The organism is Allobosea sp. FBZP-16 (assembly GCF_002831785.1).
Classification (GTDB): Bacteria; Pseudomonadota; Alphaproteobacteria; order Rhizobiales; family Beijerinckiaceae; genus Allobosea; species Allobosea lupini.
On record NZ_LNCQ01000035.1, the window covers coordinates 21545 to 38759 of the forward strand.

Genomic DNA, 17215 nt, shown 5'->3' on the forward strand with positions numbered 1-17215 from the left:
TTAACTTCCCGACGCAAAAGCCTGGCCAAGGCTTTGACGTGGCCGCGGCCGGCGGTTAGTCTGTTCCACAGGCAAGAACCGTGCCGAATTGCCGCAGGCTAAGGAGTCGGGATCGCGATGGCGATGATGCCACGCATGGAGCTGCGCCAGGGCCAGTCCCTGGTGATGACGCCGCAGCTATTGCAGGCGATCAAGCTGCTCCAGCTCTCCCATCTCGAACTCCAGAGCTTCGTCGAGGGCGAGCTCGAGCGCAATCCGCTGCTCGAGCGCGGCGACGAGGCTCCCGATGCCGGCTCGCTCAACGGCGCCGGCGAAAGCCCGCTCACGGCCGATGCCGAAGCCTATGCCCGCGCCGAGAGCCTCAACACCCAGGAGGGCATCGAGGGTCGGCTCGGCACCGGGCTCGACAATGTCTTCCAGAACGAGCAGCCCAAGGCGGCGCGGCTGGAGACACAAGGAGCCGACAGCCTGCCGATCATCGGCGGCACCTATGGCGGCTCGGGCGGCTCGTTCGAGGAGGGGCCCGAGGGCTTCGAAAGCGGGCTGACAAGCGAAATCTCGCTGCACGAGCATCTCAGCGCCCAGCTCGACCTGGCCTTGACTGCGCCGGCCGAGCGCCTGATCGGCCGCCACATCATCGATGGCGTCGATGATGCTGGCTATCTGACCGAACCGCTTGCCGACATAGCCGAACGCCTCGGCGTCGATCTTGCCAGGGTCGAGCAGGTACTCGCCATCGTCCAGGGCTTCGATCCCAGCGGTGTCGCCGCCCGCGATGTCGGCGAGTGCCTGGCGATCCAGCTGCGTGACCGCGACCGCTACGACCCGGCCATGCAGGCCCTCATCGCCAACCTGCCGCTCCTCGCCAAACGCGACTTTGCCACCCTGAAGCGCATCTGCGGCGTCGATGACGAGGACATCGCCGACATGGTCGCCGAGATCCGGCGGCTCGACCCCAAGCCGGGGCGCGCCTTCGGCGGCTCGGCGGCGGAGACGGTGGTGCCGGATGTCTTCATCCGTGCTGCGCCGGACGGTTCCTGGCTTGTCGATCTCAACCCCGACACCTTGCCGCGCGTGCTGGTCAACCAGACCTATCATGCCCGCGTCACGAAGGCGGCCCGTAGCGATGTGGACAAGGCCTTCATCGCCGAATGCCTGCAGACGGCGAACTGGCTGACCCGCTCGCTCGAGCAGCGCGCCCGCACCATCCTGAAGGTGGCCAGCGAGATCGTGCGCCAGCAGGATGGCTTCTTCGCCCATGGCGTCGAGCATCTGCGCCCGCTCAACCTCAAGACCGTCGCCGACGCGATCGGCATGCACGAATCGACGGTCTCGCGCGTCACCTCGAACAAGTACCTCGCCTGCCCGCGCGGGGTCTTCGAGATGAAATACTTCTTTTCCGCCGCGATCGCGGCGACGGGTTATGGCGAGGCGCATTCGGCCGAGGCCGTACGGCACCGCATCAAGCAGATGATCGACGAGGAGCCGCCGCGGGACGTGCTTTCAGATGACGCCATCGTCTCCAGGCTGAAGGAGAGCGGCATCGATATCGCTCGCCGTACCGTGGCGAAGTATCGGGAATCGCTGCGCATTCCCTCCTCGATGGAGCGCCGCCGCGAGAAGGCGGCGATGGCGCTGGCCGGACGCTGAAGGGCGAACTCTTCCACGCCCGGCGTGCGGTGCAGCACAAATCGTCTTCTGTTCCATGAGATGCTCGCAGGCTTGCCCTGCCGCCAGAGCAACTGCGCGAGACCGCGCATTGACAACCCCATGAGGCCGTCCTTACCTCCTGAGGATGGTCGGCTACTGATCATGGCGACAAGAAGGGGAAGCACTCCATGAGCTTGCGAATCTCCGGCAAGAATCTCGATGTCGGCGAGGCCCTCCGTGGCCAGGCCGAGGCCAGGGTCGCCGCAGCGTTGGGCAAATACTATGAGGGCGGCTATCAGGGCCACGTCACCGTCGGCAAGGATGGCACCGCCTTCAAGACCGACGGTGTTCTGCATCTGTCTTCCGGCATCACCCTCGAAGCGTCGGCCACTGCGCATGATCCTTATGCCAGCCTCGACAAGATGGCCGAGCGCATCGAGAAGCGGCTGCGCCGCTACAAGCGACGGCTGAAGGATCGCGCCGCTGCCGCCAATGGGCGGGAGGCGGCCGTGGAAATCCCCAGCTATGTGATTGCCGCTCCCGACGAGGATATCGAGGAACACGAGGCCGATTACGCCGGTGAGAACCCGGTGATCGTGGCCGAATCGACCAAGTCCCTGCACCAGATGACGGTAAGCGACGCGGTCGCCGAGCTCGATCTGACCGGCGCGCCTGTGGTTATCTTCCGCCATGCTGGCAATGGGCGCATGAACGTCGTATACCGCCGCCGCGACGGCAATATCGGCTGGATCGATCCGCCGGCTTCTCTTTCTTGAAGTCCCGCCGCTGATGGAATTCGGGTGCCGGCCGGGATGCCGGTGGCGCCCGCGTTCCGGCACGGGACATGCATGGATTGGCCTATGACGCTGACCGATCTTCTCCGGCCCGATGCGGTGATCTCGCCGTTGCGCGCCAACAGCAAGAAGCAGGCCCTGCAGGAGCTGGCGCAGCACGCCGCCCTGCTCACCGGCCTGCCAGAGCGCGAGCTGTTCGAGGCCCTGCTCCAGCGCGAGCGTCTGGGTTCGACCGGCATCGGCGACGGCATCGCGATCCCGCATGGGCGCATGGCCGGCATCGACCGTCTTGTCGGTCTGTTCGCCCGCGCTGAGAAGGCGATCGATTTCGAGGCGCTGGACGGCCAGCCGGTCGACATCATCTTCGTGCTGATCGCGCCGGAAGGGGCGGGGGCCGATCATCTCAAGGCCCTGGCCCGCGTCGCCCGCGTGCTGCGCAACCAGGCGGTGCTGGAGCAGGTGCGCCACGCGCATGACCCGGCCGCCATTTACGCCATCCTTGCGGAGACCGCCGCCAAGGCGGCCTGACGGCAGGCCGCATGAGGCGGCTTCTTCCTTTGAATGATGACAGTCTGGGCTTGGAGGCCTTGCCCCGAGCGGCTATGACGCGGCCGAAGCTGTGAGGCGCCGTGCGCGGCGCCATTGAACCGCCGGAGTGCCGCGATGGCCTACACCCATGTCGATCTCTTCCCCCTCGGCGAGGACAAGACGCCCTATCGCTCGCTCGGCAGCGACGGCGTCACGGTCGAGACGGTCGCTGGCCGCGAGGTCCTGAGCGTCTCGCGCGAGGCGATCAAGCGGCTCTCCGAGCAGGCTTTCATCGACATCAACCACCTGCTGCGCCCGGGCCATCTCGCCCAGCTCGCCAAGATCCTCGACGATCCCGAGGCGACTGGAAACGACCGCTTCGTCGCCTATGACCTGCTCAAGAACGCGGGCATCGCTGCCGGCGGCGTGCTGCCGATGTGCCAGGACACCGGCACCGCAATCATCATGGGCAAGAAGGGCCGCAAGGTCTGGACGGACGGCGACGACGAGGCGGCGCTCGGCGAGGGCGTCTACGACGCCTATCTCAAGCGCAATCTGCGCTATTCGCAGGTCGCTCCGCTCTCCATGTTCGAGGAGAAGAACACCGCGACCAACCTGCCGGCGCAGATCGACATTTATGCCGAGGGTGAGGATGCCTACAAATTCCTCTTCGTTGCCAAGGGCGGCGGCTCGGCCAACAAGACCTTCCTCTTCCAGGCGACGCCCTCGCTCCTGACCAGGGACCGGATGATGGCGTTCCTGAAGGAGAAGATCCTGACGCTCGGCACCGCCGCCTGCCCGCCCTATCACCTCGCCATCGTCATCGGCGGCACTTCGGCCGAGCAGAACCTGAAGACGGTCAAGCTGGCCTCGACCAAGTACCTCGACGCTCTGCCGACCAAGGGCTCTCCCTCCGGCCATGCCTTCCGCGACCTTGAGATGGAGGAGGAGGTCCACAAGCTGACGCAGGCGCTCGGCGTCGGCGCCCAGTTCGGCGGCAAGTATTTCTGCCATGACGTGCGCGTCATCCGCCTGCCGCGCCACGGCGCCTCGCTGCCGATCGGGCTCGGCGTCTCCTGCTCGGCCGACCGCCAGGCCAAGGGCAAGATCACCAGGGACGGCATCTTCCTGGAGGCGCTGGAGACCGATCCGTCGAAGTATCTGCCGGAGATCGACGAGGCCAAGCTCGGCGGCGACGTCGTCAAGGTCGATCTCAACCGGCCGATGGCTGAGATTCTCGCCACATTGACGCAATACCCGGTAAAGACCCGGCTCTCGCTGACCGGAACGATCATCGTCGCGCGCGACTCGGCCCATGCCAAGATCCGCGAGCGCCTGGAGAACGGCCAGGGCATGCCGGACTATCTGAAGAACCACCCGGTCTACTATGCCGGCCCGGCCAAGACGCCGGAGGGCTTCGCCTCCGGCTCCTTCGGCCCGACCACGGCCGGCCGGATGGACTCCTTCGTCGACCAGTTCCAGTCCTTCGGCGGCTCGATGGTGATGCTGGCCAAGGGCAACCGCTCGGCCCAGGTCCGCGAGGCCTGCAAGGCCCATGGCGGCTTCTATCTCGGCTCGATCGGCGGGCCGGCGGCGCGGCTCGCCCAGGACTGCATCCGCAAGGTCGAATTGCTCGAATACCCCGAGCTCGGCATGGAGGCGGTCTGGCGCATCGAGGTCGAGGATTTCCCCGCCTTCATCGTCATCGACGACAAGGGCAACGACTTCTTCAAGGAGCTGAACCTCGGATGATCGCCCGCGCTGCCGTCGCCGTCCTGCTGGCCCTGGCTCCCGCTGTCGCATCGGCGCAGCCGCGTCCCGTTCCGGCGACGTGCTCGCGTGACCTGTTCCAGAACGAGGCGGCGATGCGCCAGCGCCAGTACAAGATGCAGCAGGTCGCCACGGCCGACCAGGCGACGCAATGCGCCGCCTGGCGCGACCACGTGACCTTCATGCAGAAGGCGCGTTCGGTCTTCGCGACCTGCCAGACCGGCCGGCAGCGCGAGGAGAACGTCGCGCAGATGGACCAGTCGCTCGCCGACTATCGCGTGCTGCTCGCCAACCGCTGCGGGCGCCGATAGACAGTTCCGGCTCCCCTGACGAAAGGCCTGCGATGACCGACCAGACAGAAAGCCCGCTCGGCATCGCCGTCGTGCCGGTGACGCCGTTCCAGCAGAACTGCTCGATCGTCTGGTGCACACGCACCAAGGAGGCCGCGATCGTCGATCCCGGTGGCGATGTCGAGCGCGTCCGCGGCGCGCTGACGGAGCTCGGCGTCACGCCGGTCGCGATCTGGCTGACCCATGGCCATATCGATCATGCCGGCGGTGCGACCGAACTCGCCGGCGTCTTGAACCTGCCGATCATCGGCCCGCACGAGGCCGACAAGTTCCTGCTCGACGCCCTGCCGCAGCAGGGGCTGATGTTCGAGATGCGCGGCGTACAGGCGGTGACGCCGACGCGCTGGCTCACCGAAGGCGACACCGTCTCGGTCGGCGATATCGATTTCTCCGTGCTGCATGTGCCGGGGCATACACCCGGCCATGTCACGCTGTTCCAGAAGGATCTGCGCTTCCTGCTCGCCGGCGACACGATCTTCGCAGGCTCGGTCGGCCGTACGGATTTCCCCTACGGCAACCACAAGGACCTGATCGGTGGCATCAAGGGCAAGCTGCTGCCGCTCGGCGACGACGTCCAGTTCCTGCCAGGCCATGGTCAGGCGAGCACGCTCGGCGAGGAGCGCAAGACCAATCCGTTCCTGCAGGGATGAGGGGAGGTCGTCATTCTCGGGCGAAGCGAAGCGCAGACCCGAGAAACTCATGACGAGAAGGCGTCCGCCGGAGCCTCCTCCGGCCCGAGATGCTCGGGTCGAGCCCGAGCATGACGCGCTTCAGAAACGCTAACGGCCATGTCCGGAAGAGCGCGCGTACATCCGGCGTCGCTGGCTTCGGGTTCATGGCCGTCTTCAACGGAACGGAGGGCGGTGGAACGCCCTCGACATTGCCGTGATCCCGATATGGGACTGTGATCCCATCATTGCAAGGGGCAGGTCCATGACAGTGGGCCACGCGTTCAGGCGCTTGACCGCGTTGCCGGTTTCGCTGCCCATGCGATAGTCGGGCGATGTGGGATATTCTCTCCGTCTACTGGCCTCATATTCTTGGCTTCGTCTCGCTGGCGCTGACGGTCGTCGCCGCCAGCCATGCCGCGATGACCAAGGACGATGTCCGCGCCGCCATCGGCTGGGTCGGCATCATCGTGCTCTCGCCGATCATCGGGTCGCTGGTCTATGCGGTCGGCGGCATCAACCGCATCCGCCGCGCCTCGATCGCCTCGCAGCGCCGGCAGACGCTCGCTTATCCACTGGCTCAGACATTCGAAGTCTCCGACGCTGAGGTCGCCGGCGATGTCGGGCGCCGCTTCGCCGCGCTGAAGACGCTCGGCGACAAGGCGACGCGCCGGCATCTCAAGACCGGCAACGCCATCGCGGTGCTCCGGACCGGTGACGAGGCCTATGCCGCGATGATCGCGGCGATTGCGGCGGCCGAGCGCTCGGTCATTCTCGAAACCTACATCTTCGACCGCGATCCGCTCGGCCTGCGCGTCGCCGACGCGCTGATCGCGGCCCATGAGCGGGGCGTCGCGGTACGTGTCCTGATCGATGCCGTCGGCGCGCGCTATTCGGTGCCGAGCATCGTCGGCTACCTGCAGAAGGGCGGCGTGCCGGTCGACGTCTTCAACGGCAATATCATCATCGGCCTGAGATTGCCCTATGCGAACCTGCGCACGCACCGCAAGCTGCTGATCGCCGATGGGCGGATCGCCTTCGCCGGCGGCATGAACATCCGCCAGGGCTTCACGACCGAGTTTGCCGGCGAGGCGGCCGGGCACGATACGCATTTCCGGATCGAGGGACCGGTCGTCGAGGACCTGTTCGGCGTCGCGGCCGAGGATTGGCGCTTCGCTTCGGGCGAGGAACTGACTGGCGATACCTGGACGGTCACGCCGGAGGCGGCTCGACAAGGTCCGACGGTGCTGATGCGCGCGGTGGCTTCCGGCCCTGACGCCAGCCTGGAGACCAATCACAAGCTGCTGATCGGCGCCTTCTCGGTGGCGCGCGAGTCGATCCGGATCATGTCGCCCTATTTCCTGCCGGACCGGGAATTGATCAGCGCGCTGGTGACCGCGGCGCGTCGCGGCGTCGCCATCGACATCGTCGTGCCTGACGTCAACAACCTCGTCCTGGTCGACCGCGCCATGCGGGCGCAGTTCGACCAGGTGCTGAAGGATGGTTGCCGGATCTGGCGCGCAACCGGCTCCTTCGACCATTCCAAGCTGCTCGCGATCGACGGCACCTGGGCCTATGTCGGCTCGTCCAACCTCGACGCGCGCTCGCTCAGGCTGAATTTCGAGATCGATCTCGAAGTGCTCGACCAAGGCTTCGCCCGCGGGATCGAACAGCGCATCGATGCCGCGATTTCAGGAGCGCATCCGGTCACGCTGAAGGAACTGCGCGCGCGGCCCTTCCCCTTGCGTCTGCTCGACCGGATGCTCTGGCTCTGCTCGCCCTATTTGTGAGGGCTGGTGTCGCCTTCGTCAGAAAGCGCGTGTCGTCCCGGGCGACCGAAGGGAGACCCGGGACCCATTCCGGAACCTTTCCGATAGGGGTTCAGGCATGGATCCCGGATCTCCGCTTCGCTCCGTCCGGGATGACCCGGATGTTGACGGCGCCAAGCCTCAGGCGTCGAACACGCCCTTCAGGAAGTCCTGCTTGCCGATCTGGAAGCCGTTCTCGCGCAGGATGTCGTAGGCCGTCGTGGCGTGGAAGTAGAAGTTCGGCAGGGCAAAGCGCGTGAGATAGTCGGCGCCCTTCATCGTCACGGTTGCCGAGGAGCCGCGCGGGAAGGTCACATCCTTGTCGAGCCCGGCATCGAGCGCCGCCTTGTCGACCGAGGCGATGAAGTCGAGCGTTTTCGCGATCCGCGCCTTCAGCTCCTCGAAGCTCTTCTCCTCGTCGGGAAAGCGCGGGTTCTCCGCCCCGCTGACCCGGGCCGCGGCGTTCTTGGCGAAATCCGACATGAGCTGGACCTGCCGGGTAAAGGACAGCATGTCCGGGGCGAGCCGGCTCGACAGCAGCACCTCCGGCTGGATCTTGCGCTGGGAGGCCTCGGCCGTCGCCTTGTCGAGGATGGCGTCGAGCGCCTTCAGGGTCTGGATGAAACCGGGGAAGACGGCGTCATAGGCGGAAAGCGGCATTTGGGGGAACCTCACCAACGAAAACGGGCCCGGAGAAGGGCCCGCTGTCATCACCGATATAAGGGTTCGCCGCCGCTGTCAGCGGCGTACGGCGTCAGTCCTTGGCGCGCTCGACATAGGAGCCGTCGGCGGTCATCACCACGATGCGGGTGCCCGCTCCGATATGCGGCGGCACGGCGGTGCGCACGCCATTGGTCAGGATCGCCGGCTTGTAGGAGGAGGAGGCCGTCTGGCCCTTGGTCACCGGCTCGGTCTCGGCGACCTCGACCGTGACGCGCTGCGGCAGCTCGATCGCCACCGCCCGGTCCTCGAACACCGACAGCGAGACCTTCATGCCTTCCTGGAGATAGGGCGCCATGTCGCCCACGACATCGCCATCGACCGGGATCTGGTCGTAGGTCTCGGGGTTCATGAAAACGTACTGCTCGCCGTCCTGGTAGAGATAGGTGAAGTCGCGATCCTCGACATAGGCGCGCTCGACCTGCTCGGTCGTCTTGTAGCGCTGGGTCATCTTCACGCCGTCGGAGATGCGGCGCATGTCGATCTGCGTCGTCGGCGTACCCTTGCCCGGGAAGAAGCTCTCGGCCGAGATGACCGTGCAGAGATGTCCGTCGAGCTCGAGGACGTTGCCCTTGCGGACGGAGGAGGCGATGACCTTGACCACGTGTGATTTCCTTGGCTGGCGCGGGCTTCATCCGCGCGCTATGCGAAGTCCTGTGCCGCGCCACTACCGCATTCGAGGCGCAAACGGAAGCGCGCAGGCCGGTTTGCGTGGCTTTCGCTATAGAGAGATGTGATGAGCCAGAGCTATCCGCCCTTCTGGCGGCCGGACATCCATGCCGACCGGCGCCCCGCGCTGCTGGCGCGCGGGCGGATCAAGGCTGCGCTGCGGCGCTGGTTCGAGGCGCGCGACTTCATCGAGGTCGAGGCCGCGATCCTGCAGCTCTCGCCCGGCAACGAGACGCATCTGCACGGCTTTTCGACCTCGCTGATCGACGATGCCGGCGCCGGCCATCCCTACTACCTGCATACCTCGCCCGAATTCGCCGCCAAGAAGCTGTTGGCGGCCGGCGAGCCGCGTCTCTTCGATTTCGCGCGCGTCTTCCGCAATCGCGAGCGCACGGCGCTGCACCATCCGGAGTTCACCATGCTGGAGTGGTATCGCGCCGGGGAGAATTATGACGCGCTGATGGATGATTGCGCGGCGTTGCTCGCCGAGGCGGCCCGCGCGGCCGGGGCGAGCGTGCTGCGCTGGCGCGGCGCCGAGGTCGACCCGTTCGCGGCGCCGGAGCGGCTGACCGTGCAGGATGCCTTTCGCCGTCATGCCGGCATCGATCTCAAGCGCACGATCGCGGCCGACCTTTATCTCGACCGCCCGGCGCTGGCAGCCGATGCCGCTGAAGCCGGCATTCGGGTTGCCGAGGACGACAACTGGTCCGACATCTTCAGCCGCATCCTCTCCGAGAGGATCGAGCCCGAGCTCGGTCGCGGCCGCGCCACCATCCTGTGCGAATACCCGATCTCGGAAGCGGCGCTGGCCCGGCCGAAGCCCGGCGATCCGCGCGTCGCCGAGCGCTTCGAGCTTTATGCCTGCGGCGTCGAACTTGCCAATGCCTTCGGCGAGCTGACCGATCCGGCCGAGCAGCGCCGGCGCTTCGAGGCTGATATGGACGAGAAGCAGCGCATCTATGGCGAGCGCTATCCGGTCGACGAGGACTTCCTCGCCGCGCTTGCGGTGATGCCGCAGGCGTCGGGCATCGCGCTTGGGTTCGACCGGCTGGTCATGCTCGCCACCGGCGCGCGCCGGATCGAGGATGTGCTCTGGACGCCGGTCGCGGAACCGGGCAGGGGAGGGCGATGACGATCCATCAGCCGCCCGGCCAGCCGCTGAAGACGCTCGACGCCCTCGTCGAGCGCGGCCTTGTCGCGCCTGAGCGGCGCGCGGCGCTGGCCGAGGTGGCCAAGCGCTACGCCGTCTCGGTGACGCCGGCGATCGCGGCGCTGATCGACCCGGCCGACGAAGCCGATCCGATCGCCCGCCAGTTCCTTCCCGCCGCTGCCGAACTGACGACTTTGCCGGAAGAGCTCGCCGATCCGATCGGCGACGAGGCGCATTCGCCGGTCGAGGGCGTGGTCCATCGTTATCCGGACCGGGCCTTGCTCAAGCTGGTCCATGCCTGCCCGGTCTATTGCCGCTTCTGCTTCCGCCGCGAGATGGTCGGCCCGGGCGGCGATGCCTTGACCGGCGACAAGCTCGATGCCGCGCTCGCCTATCTCGCCTCCTGTCCGGAGATCTGGGAGGTGATCATGACCGGTGGCGACCCGTTGATCCTCTCCGCCCGCCGCGTGCGCGAGGTGGCCAGGCGTCTTGCCGCGATCCCACATATCAAGGTGGCGCGCTGGCATACGCGCGTGCCGATGGTCCAGCCCGAGCGCATCACCGAGGATTATGCCCGCGCGCTGCGCATTCCCGGCAAGGCGAGCTACATCGCCGTCCACGCCAACCACCCGCGCGAGTTCACCGCGGACTCGAAGGCAGCGCTGGCGCGCCTCGCCGATGCCGGCCATGTCCTGATCAGCCAGAGCGTGCTGCTCAAGGGCGTCAACGCCGATATCGAGACGCTGTCGGCGCTGATGCGGGCCTTTGTCGAGAACCGGGTGAAGCCGTATTACCTGCACCATCCCGATCTCGCGCCGGGCACCGCGCATTTCCGGCTCTCGCTGGCGGAAGGGCAGGCGCTCGTCAAAAGCCTGCGCGGCAACCTTTCCGGCCTGTGCCAGCCGACCTATATCCTCGACATCCCAGGCGGGGCCGGCAAGATCCCGGTCGGACCCGCCTTCCTTTCGGGCTGCGAGACGCCCGGCGCGCACGGCTTCGCGGAGGATCGCCATGGCGAGCTCCACGCCTATCCGCCGGTCTGACGCAAGCCCCGCCGCGGCGCTCCGCGAAGGATCGAAGACCATGCTGACCCCCTCCGCGCCCGACAAGCTGCCGCTCGCGATCGTTTCCGACATCGCCTGCCCCTGGTGCTTCATCGGCAAGGCCCGCCTCGAGACCGCGCTCGCCAACCATAATCTGACCGAGCGGGTTGCCATCACCTGGCTGCCCTATGAGCTCAATCCGGAGATGCCGGCTGGTGGCATGGACCGCACCGCCTATCTCGACGGCAAGTTCGGCCCCGGCAAGCGCCGCGAGATCGAACTGCGCCTGTCCGAGGCGGCGCTGGAGAGCGGCGTCACCTTCAACTGGGCCAAGGTGACGAAGAGCGTCAACACCCGCATGGCGCATATGCTCGTCGCCGCCGCAGCGACCGTGCAGCGCGGCGGCGAGATGACCGCGGCGCTGTTCAAGGCCTATTGGCAGGATGGGCGCGATATCGGCGACCTCGAGACGCTGGTCGCGATCGCCGGCGAGCAGGGCTTCGACGAGCAGGCGGCGCGCGACGAGCTCGCCAATGACGAATTGCGCGAGACCATTATCGGGCTGGAAGCCCATGCCCAGAAGGTCGGCGTCACCGGCGTGCCCTTCTTCATTGTTGACGGCAAGCTCGCGGTGTCGGGCGCGCAGCCGCCGGAGGTCTGGACGCAGGTGTTTGCGCAGGTGCTGGCGGCGAAGCCTCATGACGAGGATGATTGACGCGTTCCGGAGTGATCTTAGCCGCCGGGTCGAAAAAAAGATCCGTCTCAAAAATGAGAAATCCTTGCGCTAGCACTCGAATCGTGCCTTTCACCCGGTAACAGGCGGAGGGCAGAGCGATGACGCAGAAGATCAACGATCTCCGGGACCGCATGATCGTCGCGCTCGACGTGCCGACGGTCTGGGACGCCTATCGCATCGTCTCGACGCTCGGCGACGGCGCGAGCTTTTACAAGATCGGCTATCGGCTCGCCTTCGCCGGCGGGCTCGACCTTGCCCGCCAGCTCGTGACCGAAGGCAAGAAGGTCTTCCTCGATCTCAAGCTGCACGACATCGGCAACACGGTGACCGAGGGCGTGGAATCGCTGACCAAGCTCGGCGTCACCTTCCTGACCGTGCACGCCTATCCGCAGACCATGCGCGGCGCGGTCGAGGGCCGCGGCGAGGCGGCGCTGAAGCTGCTCGCCGTCACCGCTTTGACCTCCTATGACGATGGCGACCTCAGGGATGCCGGCTACGGCCTCGCGGTGCGCGACCTCGTGCGCCTGCGCGCCCAGCAGGCGCGCGGCGCCGGCGTCGACGGCATCGTCTGCTCCGCCGCCGAGACCGAGATCGTCCGCGACGTCATCGGCCCCGACATGGCGATCGTCACCCCCGGCATCCGGCCGGCCGGCAGCGCCGCCGGCGACCAGAAGCGCACGCTCACCCCGGCCGAGGCGATCCGCGCCGGCGCCGACCACCTCGTCGTCGGGCGTCCCATCATCCGCGCGGCAGACCCGCGTGCAGCGGCGGCTGCGGTCATGGACGAGATCGCCGGCGCCGCATAATCTCCCGCCTCCTTTCCATCGGATACGGATACGGCAATGCCCAAGGGATATGTGATCGGTCGCGCCAAGGTGACCAATGCGACGCAATGGGCGGTCTATGCCGCGAAAGCCTCCGAGGTGATCAAGCAGTATGGCGGCACGCCTCTGGTCCGCGGCGGCCAGATGTCGGTTGGCGAGGGCGAGGGCCGGGCTCGCAACGTCGTCCTCGAATTTCCCGATTACGCGGCGGCCAAGGCCTATCTGTTTTCGGTCGAATATGGCGAGGCGCGCAAGCTGCGCGAGGGCGCCGGCGAGATCGACCTGATCGCGGTCGAGGGGGCGTGACCATGGCGAAAGGCTACTGGATCGCCCGCGTCGACGTGCAGAACGAGTCGGAATACGCCACCTACCGCTCGCTCAACGCCATCGCCTTCGCCAAATACGGCGGCAAGTTCATCGTCCGCGGCGGCGAGTACAAGCTCGCCCGCGGCGAGGGCCGCAAGCACAACGTCGTCATCGAGTTCAAGGACATCGAGACGGCACGCGCCTGCTACGATTCGCCGGAATACCAGGCGGCGGTGCAGCATCTCGCCAAGGTCGGCCCGGTCGATCTCGTCATCATCGAGGGCTATGAGGGCGCGCAGCCGGGCGATTGAGTCCGGTCCGCGCATTCAAACCCTCTAGTCGTCCCGGGCGACCGGAGGGAGGCCCGGGACCCATTCCGGAACCTCTATCGGAAAGGCTCCGGAATGGATCCGGATCGGCGCGGCTTCGCCGCTTGTCCGGGATGACTGCCTTTGTGTTGGTAGGGCGACGTTTCAACTCTCGAACAGCGTCCTGTACCGGCTCGGCTGCGAGCGCAGATACTGCTTCGGCGCCTTGACGCTGGCGCCGAGATGGGCGGCGGCATGCCAGGGCCAGCGCGGATCGTAGAGGATGCCGCGGGCGAGTGCGACCATGTGGGCATCGCCGCCGGCGACCACTGCCTCGGCATGCTCGTAATCGGTGATCAGGCCGACGGCGATGGTCGGCACGCCCGTTGCCGTCTTCACCGCGCGGGCCAGCGGCACCTGATAGCCCGGCGACAGCGCGATTGTCTGCGCGGCCGAGACGCCGCCGCTGGAGACGTGGATGAAGCTGACGCCGCGCGCCTTCAGCGCCTCCGAGAAGGCGACGGTCTGGGCGATGTCCCAGCCGCCCTCGACCCAGTCGGTCCCGGAGACGCGCACGCCGACCGGGATTGCGGCCGGCACCGACTCGCGCACCGCATCGAAGACCTCGAGCGGGAAACGCATGCGGTTCTCCAGCGAGCCGCCATAGGCATCGTCACGCTGGTTGGCGAGCGGCGACAGAAACTGGTGCAAGAGATAGCCATGGGCGCAATGCAGTTCGATCGCCTGCAGGCCGAGCCGCACCGCCCGGCGCGCCGTCGCGACGAAGGCTTCGCGGATCCGCTTCAGCCCGGCGGCGTCGAGCGGCAGCGGCGGCCGGTCCTTGGCCTGCATCGGCAAGGCCGAGGGTGCGAGCGTCTGCCAGCCGCGATCCTCGAGCGGGCGCTGCCCGCCACCTGTCCAGGGCGAGTGGACCGAGGCCTTGCGGCCGGCATGGCCGAGCTGGATGCCGATCGGCATCTCGGAATGGCGCCGGATACCCTCAAGCACGCGCGCCAGCGCCGCCTCGTTCGCATCGCTCCATAGGCCGAGATCGTCCGGGCTGATCCGCCCCTCGGGCTCGACCGCGGTCGCCTCGATGATCAGCAGCCCGGCGCCCGACAGGGAGAGGTTGCCGAGATGGATCAGGTGCCAGTCGGTCGCCGAGCCCTCCTCGGCCGAATACTGGCACATCGGCGCGATCACGATCCGGTTCGACAGGTGCAGGCCGCCGAGGTCGAAGGGCTGGAAGAGCTGGCTTGGCATGGATGTCTCCGGGCTGGCGTTCAGGGCGAGATCAGCCAGATTGCGAGGGGGAAGGTGAGGGCGGCTGCGGCGGTCGAGATCACGATCGCAGCCGCGATCGGGCGGCTGCCGGTGTCGAAGCGTTCGGCAATGACGAAGACATTGGCCGCGATCGGCAGCGCCGCATAGAGCACGCCGGCCTGGACCCAGAACGGATCGAGCTTCAGGACCAGCGCCAGCACGACCCAGGTCAGCAGGGGGTGCAGGATGAGCTTGCCGGCCACCAGCGGCAGCACGCCGCGCAAGGGCAGCCTGCCCTGCCGGCTCCACTGGAAGGCAGCGATCCCCAGCGCGAAGACGCCGACCGGCGCGGCCGAGGCGCCGAGGAAGAGCAGGAACCGGTCGACCGGCTCAGGCAGCGCGACCCCGCTCAGCGACAGTGCGATCCCGGCCATGATCGAGAGCATGAACGGGTTGACGATCGTACCGCGGACGAGCCTAGCCGCGATCGCAAGTGGCGAGCCCTGGCCGCGTCCGGCCTCGATCAGCCCGATCGAGAGCGGCACGATCAGGGCGGTGTCGCAGATCAGTCCGATCGCGATCGGCGCCGCGGCGCTGTCGCCGAGGAAGGCGAGCATCAGCGGGATGCCGAGGAAGGCGAAATTGCCGCCGACCAGTGCCTGGCCGCGTGACACCGCGTTGGGGAAAGGCAGGCCGAGCAGGCGCCGTTGCAGCAGGATCGCGAGCGCCAGCACCGCGACGCCGATCAGGGCGAGAGCGGCGAAGAAGACCCCGTTCCACAATTCCGCGATCGGCTGGCGCGACATCACCCGCAGGACCATCGCCGGCGTCGCCACCATGAAGGCGAATGTGTTGAACACCCTGACTGTGTCGGCCGCGAACAGGCTGCGCCAGGCGGTGAAGGCGCCGAGCGCGATCACCGCGAAGAATGGCGTACTGGTGGCGAGGAATTGCAGCATGAACGGACCGGTTGCCCGCGCGACGGGCTTGTCCAATCGCGCTAGCAGATTTCAGCAAGGCGCGCGGCTGCCGCAGACGCATGGGGCCTGCGCTTGGGCGGCGCTCAATGCCGCTTCGCCTCGGCGGCGGCAGTCTTCGTGCCGCTGCCACGCCGCGCCTTCAGCACCGGCTCGACGACGAAATGCATGCCGACGAGGCAGAGCCCGCCGATGACGAGTCCGAAAACCGCGGAGGCGGCCGCCGTGGTCAGCCATTCGAGCGCACCCTTGAGCGCCGGCCAGGCGCCTCCGACCGCGACGGCGACGGCATGGATGGCATGCTCGATCCCGGCGAGCCCATAGCCGGCGAGGCCATGGATGATGATGCCGCCGCCGACCCAGAGCATCGCAGCCGTGCCGACCGCGCTCAGCACCTTGAGGAAGGGCGGCATGCCGGTGACGAGGCCGCGCCCGAGGAGCCGGATCGGGAGGATACTGCTGCGCGCCAGCGCGACGCCGGCATCGTCCGCCTTCACGATCAGGGCGACGACGCCATAGACCAGCACGGTCATGCCGAGGCCGACCACGGCCAGCACCAGCGCCTGCATCCAGAAGGACGAGTCGGTGACCCCGGCGAGCGTGATCGCCATGATCTCGGCCGAGAGGATGAAGTCGGTCTTGATCGCGCCGGCGATCTTCTGGTCTTCGAGCTGCTTTGCGTCGAGGATATCGGTGCCGCCCTCGCCGGCGGCCTCGTCGTGATGCGCGTGCGGTACGACGAGCTCGTAGACCTTCTCGAAGCCTTCGAAACAGAGATAGGCGCCGCCCGCCATCAAGAGCGGCGTTATCGCCCAGGGCGCGACCAGGCTGAGCACCAGCGCCGCCGGCAGCAGGAAGATGAGCTTGTTCTTCAGCGAGCCGAGCGCGATCTTGCCGATGATCGGCAATTCGCGCTCCGCCGCGAAGCCGACCGCGTAGCGCGGGGTCACCGCTGCGTCGTCGATGACGATACCGGCTGCCTTGGCGCCGGCCTTGGTCGCTTGCGCGGCGGCATCGTCGAGCGCGGCCGCGGCGACCTTGGCCAGGGCTGCGACGTCGTCGAGAAGGGCGAACAGTCCCGAACTCATGGCGGTCTCCAGGCGAGGCCGCGGGCTTGCGGCGCACAGCGGATAGGTGATCCGATTTGCTCCGATATGACAGCAGCGAGCCGCTCGCAGGCAAGCGGAAGCGGATGCGGACTTGACTCCGGCGCGTTTTGGAGTCGCTTTATGACTGGAACAAAAAGTGAACATGTGACCCTATGGCAGACGCCTCCACCCGATCCCTGACAGCCTTACGGCAGAGCCTCGCTCTGGCGGGGCTGGCGCGCGAGCTTTCGCCGGTGGAGCGGGTCGCGTTCGGATCGCCCTCGCTGGATGAGCCGCTGGGGGGAGGGATCACGCGCGCCGCCTTGCATGAGGTCTACGCCGCGGCCGGGGCCGACCTGCCCGCCGCCACGGGCTTCGCCGCGGCGCTGGCTTTGCGCGCTGCCGGCTCGCGGCCAGTGCTCTGGGTCCGGCAGGATTTCCTCGATGCCGAGGCCGGACAGCTGCATCCGCCGGGCCTGGCCGAGCTCGGGCTCGATCCCGCGCAGATCCTGCTGGTCCGGGTCCGGGATGGCGAGGGCGCGCTGCGGGCCGGCGCGGAAGCG

18 protein-coding genes and 1 pseudogene are annotated in these 17215 nt (G+C 67.3%); 14 read left to right on the top strand and 5 right to left on the bottom strand.

All coding sequences use genetic code 11. The annotated features are described in order from the left end of the window. Window positions 1-117 precede the first annotated feature (117 nt). The 7 genes from rpoN (at window position 118) to CXY91_RS19290 (ending at window position 7550) form a co-directional block, all read left to right on the top strand. A complete protein-coding gene (rpoN, locus tag CXY91_RS19260; RefSeq protein ID WP_100962845.1) occupies window positions 118-1650 on the top strand; it encodes an RNA polymerase factor sigma-54 in 1533 nt (510 codons plus the stop codon). 188 nt (window positions 1651-1838) lie between these two features. Further along, window positions 1839-2426 (top strand): ribosome hibernation-promoting factor, HPF/YfiA family, encoded by a 588-nt coding sequence (gene hpf / locus CXY91_RS19265; RefSeq protein ID WP_091833624.1) that lies wholly within the window; start codon window positions 1839-1841, stop codon window positions 2424-2426. 84 nt (window positions 2427-2510) lie between these two features. Beyond that, on the top strand, window positions 2511-2972 hold the full coding sequence (gene ptsN, locus CXY91_RS19270; protein ID WP_091833628.1) for a PTS IIA-like nitrogen regulatory protein PtsN: 462 nt from the start codon (window positions 2511-2513) through the stop codon (window positions 2970-2972). Between the two features lie 135 nt (window positions 2973-3107). After that, window positions 3108-4724, top strand: a complete 1617-nt coding sequence (locus CXY91_RS19275; protein WP_100962846.1) for a fumarate hydratase — start codon at window positions 3108-3110, stop codon at window positions 4722-4724. Beyond that, window positions 4721-5053, top strand: coding sequence for a hypothetical protein (locus CXY91_RS19280; protein ID WP_091833633.1), 333 nt, complete (start codon window positions 4721-4723; stop codon window positions 5051-5053). The genes CXY91_RS19275 and CXY91_RS19280 overlap by 4 nt, the downstream gene beginning before the upstream one ends. A gap of 32 nt (window positions 5054-5085) precedes the next feature. Beyond that, window positions 5086-5742, top strand: a complete 657-nt coding sequence (locus CXY91_RS19285; RefSeq protein WP_100962847.1) for an MBL fold metallo-hydrolase — start codon at window positions 5086-5088, stop codon at window positions 5740-5742. Window positions 5743-6095: 353 nt separating this feature from the next. Then, on the top strand, window positions 6096-7550 hold the full coding sequence (locus CXY91_RS19290; RefSeq protein WP_100962848.1) for a phospholipase D-like domain-containing protein: 1455 nt from the start codon (window positions 6096-6098) through the stop codon (window positions 7548-7550). Window positions 7551-7709: 159 nt separating this feature from the next. Here the strand turns inward: CXY91_RS19290 and CXY91_RS19295 are convergent, their stop codons facing one another. Continuing rightward, window positions 7710-8228: a DUF1993 domain-containing protein gene (locus CXY91_RS19295; RefSeq protein WP_100962849.1), complete on the bottom strand. Its 519-nt coding sequence runs from the start codon at window positions 8226-8228 to the stop codon at window positions 7710-7712. A 94-nt stretch (window positions 8229-8322) separates the two neighbouring features. Further along, on the bottom strand, window positions 8323-8892 hold the full coding sequence (efp, locus tag CXY91_RS19300; protein WP_091833646.1) for an elongation factor P: 570 nt from the start codon (window positions 8890-8892) through the stop codon (window positions 8323-8325). 132 nt (window positions 8893-9024) lie between these two features. On the opposite strand from efp, the gene epmA reads away from it, so the two are divergent. The 6 genes from epmA to CXY91_RS19330 all read left to right on the top strand — a co-directional run bounded on the left by epmA (window position 9025) and on the right by CXY91_RS19330 (window position 13327). After that, complete coding sequence (gene epmA, locus CXY91_RS19305; protein WP_100962850.1) at window positions 9025-10089, top strand: EF-P lysine aminoacylase EpmA; 1065 nt, start codon at window positions 9025-9027, stop codon at window positions 10087-10089. Further along, complete coding sequence (locus CXY91_RS19310; protein ID WP_100962851.1) at window positions 10086-11150, top strand: lysine-2,3-aminomutase-like protein; 1065 nt, start codon at window positions 10086-10088, stop codon at window positions 11148-11150. The genes epmA and CXY91_RS19310 overlap by 4 nt, the downstream gene beginning before the upstream one ends. Window positions 11151-11190: 40 nt before the next feature. Next, complete coding sequence (locus CXY91_RS19315) at window positions 11191-11865, top strand: DsbA family oxidoreductase (RefSeq protein WP_158673499.1); 675 nt, start codon at window positions 11191-11193, stop codon at window positions 11863-11865. Window positions 11866-11984: 119 nt separating this feature from the next. After that, window positions 11985-12692 carry an orotidine-5'-phosphate decarboxylase gene (gene pyrF, locus CXY91_RS19320; RefSeq protein WP_100962853.1) on the top strand — a complete coding sequence of 236 codons (708 nt, stop codon included), beginning with the start codon at window positions 11985-11987 and terminating at the stop codon, window positions 12690-12692. A gap of 36 nt (window positions 12693-12728) precedes the next feature. Continuing rightward, window positions 12729-13016 (top strand): DUF1330 domain-containing protein, encoded by a 288-nt coding sequence (locus tag CXY91_RS19325; RefSeq protein ID WP_100962854.1) that lies wholly within the window; start codon window positions 12729-12731, stop codon window positions 13014-13016. 2 nt (window positions 13017-13018) lie between these two features. Beyond that, window positions 13019-13327, top strand: a complete 309-nt coding sequence (locus CXY91_RS19330) for a DUF1330 domain-containing protein (RefSeq protein WP_100962855.1) — start codon at window positions 13019-13021, stop codon at window positions 13325-13327. A gap of 162 nt (window positions 13328-13489) precedes the next feature. Here CXY91_RS19330 and CXY91_RS19335 read toward each other — a convergent pair whose 3' ends face one another. From CXY91_RS19335 to CXY91_RS19345, 3 genes are all read right to left on the bottom strand, one after another. Next, window positions 13490-14587, bottom strand: a complete 1098-nt coding sequence (locus CXY91_RS19335) for an NADH:flavin oxidoreductase/NADH oxidase (protein WP_100962856.1) — start codon at window positions 14585-14587, stop codon at window positions 13490-13492. A 20-nt stretch (window positions 14588-14607) separates the two neighbouring features. Beyond that, a complete protein-coding gene (locus CXY91_RS19340; protein WP_143079692.1) occupies window positions 14608-15546 on the bottom strand; it encodes an AEC family transporter in 939 nt (312 codons plus the stop codon). 104 nt (window positions 15547-15650) lie between these two features. Beyond that, window positions 15651-16652 (bottom strand): DUF808 domain-containing protein, encoded by a 1002-nt coding sequence (locus CXY91_RS19345; RefSeq protein ID WP_100962857.1) that lies wholly within the window; start codon window positions 16650-16652, stop codon window positions 15651-15653. Window positions 16653-16825: 173 nt separating this feature from the next. Between CXY91_RS19345 and CXY91_RS19350 the strand changes: the two are divergent. After that, window positions 16826-17215, top strand: a pseudogene (locus CXY91_RS19350) (hypothetical protein); the annotation flags it as partial.